This window comes from Kamptonema formosum PCC 10802 (assembly GCF_000332335.1).
In the GTDB taxonomy this organism is placed as follows: Bacteria; Cyanobacteriota; Cyanobacteriia; order Cyanobacteriales; family Oscillatoriaceae; genus Oscillatoria.
Map to the genome: position 1 here is coordinate 5,965,037 of NZ_KB235948.1, position 6,000 is coordinate 5,971,036.

At 54.5% G+C, this 6,000-nt stretch carries 5 protein-coding genes; all 5 read left to right on the top strand.

Translation table 11 applies throughout. The features are described from left to right. Positions 1-373 precede the first annotated feature (373 nt). The 5 genes from OSC10802_RS47985 to OSC10802_RS0126220 all read left to right on the top strand — a co-directional run bounded on the left by OSC10802_RS47985 (position 374) and on the right by OSC10802_RS0126220 (position 5,589). Positions 374-1,079 (top strand): IS1 family transposase gene (locus tag OSC10802_RS47985; RefSeq protein WP_445727659.1). Its coding sequence is split into 2 segments (ribosomal slippage): positions 374-651 and positions 650-1,079, totalling 708 coding nucleotides; the frame shifts between segments, so codons are not numbered across the junction. A gap of 783 nt (positions 1,080-1,862) precedes the next feature. After that, positions 1,863-1,997 (top strand): hypothetical protein, encoded by a 135-nt coding sequence (locus tag OSC10802_RS55870; protein ID WP_255349176.1) that lies wholly within the window; start codon positions 1,863-1,865, stop codon positions 1,995-1,997. A gap of 391 nt (positions 1,998-2,388) precedes the next feature. Further along, positions 2,389-3,294 (top strand): MBL fold metallo-hydrolase, encoded by a 906-nt coding sequence (locus tag OSC10802_RS0126210; protein WP_026098826.1) that lies wholly within the window; start codon positions 2,389-2,391, stop codon positions 3,292-3,294. Positions 3,295-3,416: 122 nt separating this feature from the next. Next, on the top strand, positions 3,417-4,454 hold the full coding sequence (locus OSC10802_RS0126215) for a bifunctional riboflavin kinase/FAD synthetase (protein WP_026098827.1): 1,038 nt from the start codon (positions 3,417-3,419) through the stop codon (positions 4,452-4,454). A 226-nt stretch (positions 4,455-4,680) separates the two neighbouring features. Then, the gene (locus tag OSC10802_RS0126220; protein WP_017719747.1) at positions 4,681-5,589 is read left to right on the top strand and encodes an AAA family ATPase; all 909 of its coding nucleotides are present in this window, start codon (positions 4,681-4,683) and stop codon (positions 5,587-5,589) included. The last annotated feature ends 411 nt before the right edge of the window (positions 5,590-6,000 follow it).

A 6,000-nucleotide genomic window follows, 5' to 3' on the forward strand; every position in this document is an offset into this window, starting at 1 on the left:
CATCATCTCATCATCTCATCATCGCATCATCGCATCATCGCATCATCGCATCATCGCATCATCGCATCACGCAAAAGCTGTGAGTCTTTCCCATGCGCACGATCCCGATGCGCATGACCCCCATAAGCCATGTCATTAATGTCTTAACCAATATGACTGCTGCTATATATGCGCAGGGCCGGCGTTCCCTCCGACCCTCACTGTCTAATCCCCTCACCAATTTGGCTACTGCTGCCAAGGAAAAATAAACAGCAAAAAACACTAGCAGCTAGCAACTAGCAAGACGAAGCAACGAACAGAATCTGGTAGTGCTGCAAAGTAAGGACAGGTGTGCTATAATGATACTTCTCTCATGCCAGAAAACATGAATTTTATGAATTGTCCACGCTGCGGCTCTGAAAACATCGTTAAAAATGGCCTCACTCATAGTGGGAAGCAAAACTTTAAGTGTAGAGTCTGTGGCAGACAGTTTATTGAAAACCCCAGACATCAACCTATTACAGAAGAAACAAAAATCTTGGTAGATAAGCTTTTACTAGAGAAAATCCCCCTAGCTGGAATTGCCCGAGTAACAGGAGTGTCTCTCAGGTGGCTGCAATACTATATCAATCAAAAAATTCCCTCAGTTCCCAGACAGGTTCAAGTCAAATAAAAAAAAAGGCAAGCTAACCATTCAATGTGATGAACTGCCGTCATTTGTAGGTCACAAGGGCAACAAACAGTGGGTCTGGCTGGCTATTGATGTGTTAACCAAGGAGATTGTAGGAGTATATATTGGCAGCAGAGATGAAGCCGGTGCCAAAGGTCTTTGGGATTCTCTCCCACCAGTTTATCGCCAATGCGCTATTAGTTACACAGATTTTTGGAGTGCTTATTCCAGAGTTTTTCCTCAAAGTCGGCACAAAGCAGTAGGGAAAGAAACCGGCAAGACTTCCTATATAGAACGGTTGAACAATACCCTCAGGCAAAGAATGTCAAGATTAGTTAGAAAGACTCTGGCATTTGCTAAAAAACTATCGAATCATATTGGGGCGATTTGGTATTTTATCCATCCTTATAACTTTTCTTTACAGAAGTGATCCACATTCCTGTATCCTTACTTTGCAGCACCACCCAGGATCTCTCCCCTATCCCCCCATTTATAGACGGTTATCCCTCGCCCATCGCCCCTTTTGCGAGCCGGCTGGATGCGAAAAATGGTTCTCAAAAAACGGGATAACTCTCGGTAAACTCTTCAGCTAAATACAATCCTAAATTGAGAGGGGCAGTCTTTCTTGCCGGCGGCGAAAACCTCTTGATGTCAGGAATTTTACTGCAAAATACTGGCAAATTAAATCCAAAATTGGTATAATAGAAGTTTGCTCCTCCGGGTCTTGCGCCCCGAAATAAGGGCCCAGAGGCTCCAGCAGGAATAAACCGGGAAAGCGTTCCAGTTAGGTAAAGTTCGCGCCGGCACGCCTTGAGAGGTGATGGCGAAAGAAAAATTGAAGTCAAAGCAACGCGGGGTTGGCTGTCGTGGGCCAGCCGGAAGTGGGAGCCGGTTGATACAGAATCAAAGCTGGCCGCAGACATCTGGGGTGAGCCCGCCCCTGCAACAGGAGAAAGATTGCCGGTTTCAGGCCAGGAGCGGTAGGGCGCTAGCCCAACTACTTTCTTTGGGCATTAGCCCAACTGCAAACCTTTGAGCGTTAGCCTAACGACTTTCTTTGGGCTAGAGTAGTTGCGGGTGTACAAGCATCTGAACTTCGCAGCAGACTTCTTGGATAAACCCGCCCCTACTTTCTTTGGGCATTAGCCCAACTACAAACCTTTGGGCATTAGCCCAAGGACTTTCTTTGGGCATTAGCCCAACTACAAACGGTATGAGAAATTACTTGATAAACCCGCTGTTAACCGGCACCATAGAGGAATTTGCGGGATGTGATTTACTGGGAGAGCAACTGCTACATTATTGGGAGTCGGGCTATCGGGAGCATCCCGCTGTTGGGATGGGGTAGGGAAGTAGAGCGCAAAGCATTGCAAAAAGTGCCTCTGAGGCAAGTGCCACCGGCCCGGATTCCCCAGCCGCCCTCAAGCTGGTACAATCGCCGCAGTGTAAGGCGCAGAAAGCATTCCAGTCAGGTGCGCTTCGCCTGGGCACGCCTTGAACTGGCAGCGAGCGCACCTCCAGAAAGGGGGAAACCTCGATAAAAAACCTGCCCCCCTGCCTCCCGTGCCGCAGGCCCCGTGCCCCAGGCCCCGTGCCCCCCGCCGCCCGCACAGACCTGCAAAAATTACATGCCGAAGCGCAGAAGTCCCGATAACAGGATTAAAGTTGATGATAGAGACTTTGCCCTGATGTAAAACCTTACCGATGAACCGCCTGAGGTTTGAAAGCGAGTTACACCCATGTCTAGAAAGCAAAACCAATTCACAGTTCACTTCTGGGGCGTTCGAGGGAGCATCGCCTGTCCAGGAGCGCAGACAGTACGGTACGGTGGCAATACCCCTTGCGTCGAGATGCGGGTAGGTGACAATCGCCTGATTTTTGATGGGGGCACCGGCTTGCGGGTGTTGGGGCAGTCCCTGCTGTCCCAGATGCCGGTAGAGGGGTATATCTTTTTCACACACTCCCACTGGGACCACATCCAGGGATTTCCCTTCTTCACCCCCGCCTTTATCAAAGGCAATCGCTTCCATATCTATGGAGCGGTGGCTCCCAATGGGGCAACCATCGAGCAGCGCCTCAACGACCAGATGCTGCATCCAAATTTTCCCGTGCCCTTGCAGATCATGGGAGCGCAGCTGGAGTTCCACGACATCGCCGTCGGGGAAACCGTCAAAATCGGCGACGTCACAGTAGAAAACGCCCTGCTCAACCATCCCGGAGAAGCCGTAGGCTACCGCGTCAGCTGGCAGAACTACGCAGCCGCCTACGTCACCGACACAGAGCACTTCCCAGAACGGCTCGACGAGAACGTCCTCTGGCTGGCTAGGCACGCGGACATCCTGATTTACGACGCCACCTACACGGACGAAGAGTATTGCTCAGAAAAATCCAGCAAAGTCGGGTGGGGGCACTCAACTTGGCAAGAAGCCGTGAAAGTGGCCAAAGCAGCCCAGGTTAAAAAACTGGTGATCTTTCACCACGACCCCCTGCACAGCGACGACTTTCTCGATCGCGTGGGAGAGCAAGTCGCCCAGCAATTCCCCGACAGCCTGATAGCGCGGGAAGGGCTTTCGCTCCAGCTAGTGCCCCCCGTGAACTCCACCTCTGACACCGAGCCTGCCGCTGAAATCAAGGTCAAAGCCTGAGCCAGATCCGCGCAGGAAGCGCTCGCTGCTGCAGCCCCAAGTCAAAAACCCATGACCGAGGCACAGATAACTTCAGAAAAAAAACCCTTGTGCCGGCTCCCAAATATGTCAAAATGTAAAGCGTGTGGGTAACATCGTCTTTAACAACAGCACTAACTCCAACTGCCATTGCCCTAGGAAACTTCGACGGCGTGCATCGAGGGCACCGGCAGGTCGTACAGCCTATATTAAATGGCACCGCAGCAGCCCGCTCCCGCAGAGCGGCAGCGCTCAGGGAACTCCTAAGCTCCCCCCAGCCCGAAACCGCGCCAGCGGGCAGTGGGGAATGGCCCCAGGCTTCCCCGCCCGAACGCTCCTGCCCGACCGCAGTCACCTTCAATCCCCATCCGAGGGAGTTTTTTACCGGCCAGCCCAAGTCCCTGCTCACCCCCCTAGAGGAAAAGGTGGCCCAGCTTACTGCAATGGGCGTCGAACAGCTGGTAATGCTGCCCTTTGACCGAGAGCTGGCGGATTTAAGCCCCCAACAATTTGTCGAAGAAATACTCGTGCGCTCCCTGGGGGCAACCCAGGTGAGCGTGGGAGAGGACTTTCGCTTCGGGCGCGGGCGTGCCGGAGAGGCGGCAGACTTGCAAAAGCTGGCAGCGCCCTACGGGATCGCCGTCACCGTCGTGCCCCTGCTTTTCTGTCAGGGAGAGCGGATCAGCAGCTCCAATATCCGCCAAGCGCTCAAAGCCGGCGACCTGAGCAAAGCCAACCGGCTCTTGGGCCGGCCCTACAGCCTGGTGGGAGAGGTGGTCAGCGGGCAGCAGCTGGGCAGGACCCTGGGATTTCCCACCGCTAACTTGCAGCTGCCCCCCGAGAAATTTTTGCCGGCTTATGGCGTTTACGCAGTGCGCGTCACAGGTGCCGGCACCGCAGACGCACCGGCAGCCGGCGTTATGAATATCGGCATTAGGCCCACGGTAGCGGGCTGCCAGCCCAGCGCAGAGGTGCACCTGCTGGACTGGTCGGCAGACTTGTATGGCAAAACTCTAACCGTCACCTTGGAGCATTTTTTGCGCCCCGAGCAAAAATTTTCCTCTTTGGAAGCCCTGAAAGCTCAAATTCACGCCGACTGCGCCGCCGCAAGGATCCTGATCGCCGCCGCCACCAACCCCTGAGGGAGACTCCCAAAAGGCGCAGCACCTGCCTTCCCTCCGATGCCAAAAGACGTAGGACAGGCGAGATGCCTGTCCACAGGAGCAGGGCCGAAGATCCCTCCGAGTTTCAATCCCGTTTCCTTTGATTCACTGGCCAAAACTCTTCTCCCGCTCCAACCTGCTGAAGTAATTGTCGCATTCATTTGGGCTTCTTCGCAACCGAGACGCTCCCGGAACATCTACCAATATGAGAGAAAATATAGACCGGCTGACGAAAAATTTAGGCCAGACCATCGTTGGGAAAGCGGACGCCATCCGTCTCGTCCTGGTGGCCCTGCTAGCCGGCGGCCACGCCCTGCTAGAAGATGTCCCCGGCGTCGGCAAAACCCTGCTGGCCAAATCCCTGGCCCGCTCGATCGCCGGCAAATTTCAGCGGATTCAGTGCACCCCGGACCTCCTCCCCACAGACATCACCGGCACCAACATCTGGAACCCCCGCAGCGGCGAGTTTGAATTCCTCTCCGGGCCGGTGTTTGCCAATGTATTGCTCGCCGACGAAATCAACCGCGCCACCCCCCGCACCCAGTCCGCCTTGCTGGAAGTGATGGAAGAGCACCAAGTCACCGTGGATGGCGTCACCCGTCCCGTTCCCAGCCCCTTTTTTGTGATTGCCACCCAGAACCCCATCGAGTATCAAGGCACCTTCCCCCTCCCAGAGGCGCAGATGGACCGCTTCGCCCTCTCCCTGTCTTTGGGGTATCCGACGGAAGCAGAAGAATTTCAAATCCTGCAGCGGCTTCAGGAAGGCGTCACCGTTGAGGAGCGCCAGCCTTCCATCGCTCTGGAGGAAGTGCTGGAACTCCGCCGGCTCTGCAGTAAAGTCAAGCTGGAAACCTCTTTGCAGCAGTACATCCTCAACCTGGTGCGGGCGACCAGGGAAGATGAAGAAATTACCCTCGGTGTCAGCCCTCGCGGTGCGGTGGCCCTGCACCGATCCACGCAAGCCCTGGCCTTTCTTGCCGGTCGGGAGTACGCTATTCCCGATGATGTCAAGTATCTGGCTGTGCCGGTGCTCTCCCACCGGCTCATCCCTGCCGGTGGTCGCAGGGCCAAAACAGTCGTCGAGCGGCTGTTGCGCTCGGTTCCGATTCCTTAGTTGGGATGGTCTCATCGGGCATTGGGCATCGGGCATTGGGTGTTGACATTTGCCGCTGCTATTTTGTGTACCAATGGTACACATCTGTAATTTCCGGGCCGGGGTGCTGGCCTCTGGGGCCGCTATTTTCTGTGCCGGTGGCAGACTGTTGTGATTTTCAGGCGGGGGTGTTGACATTTGCCGCTGCTATTTTGTGTACCAATGGTACACATCTGTAATTTTCGGGCCGGGGTGCTGGCCTCTGGGGCCACTATTTTCTCTGCCGGTGGCAGACTGTTGTGATTTTCAGGCGGGGGTGTTGACATTTGCCGCTGCTATTTTGTGTACCAATGGTACACATCTGTAATTTCCGGGCCGGGGTGCTGGCCTCTGGGGCCACTATTTTCTGTATCAATGTTAGAAATATATGAT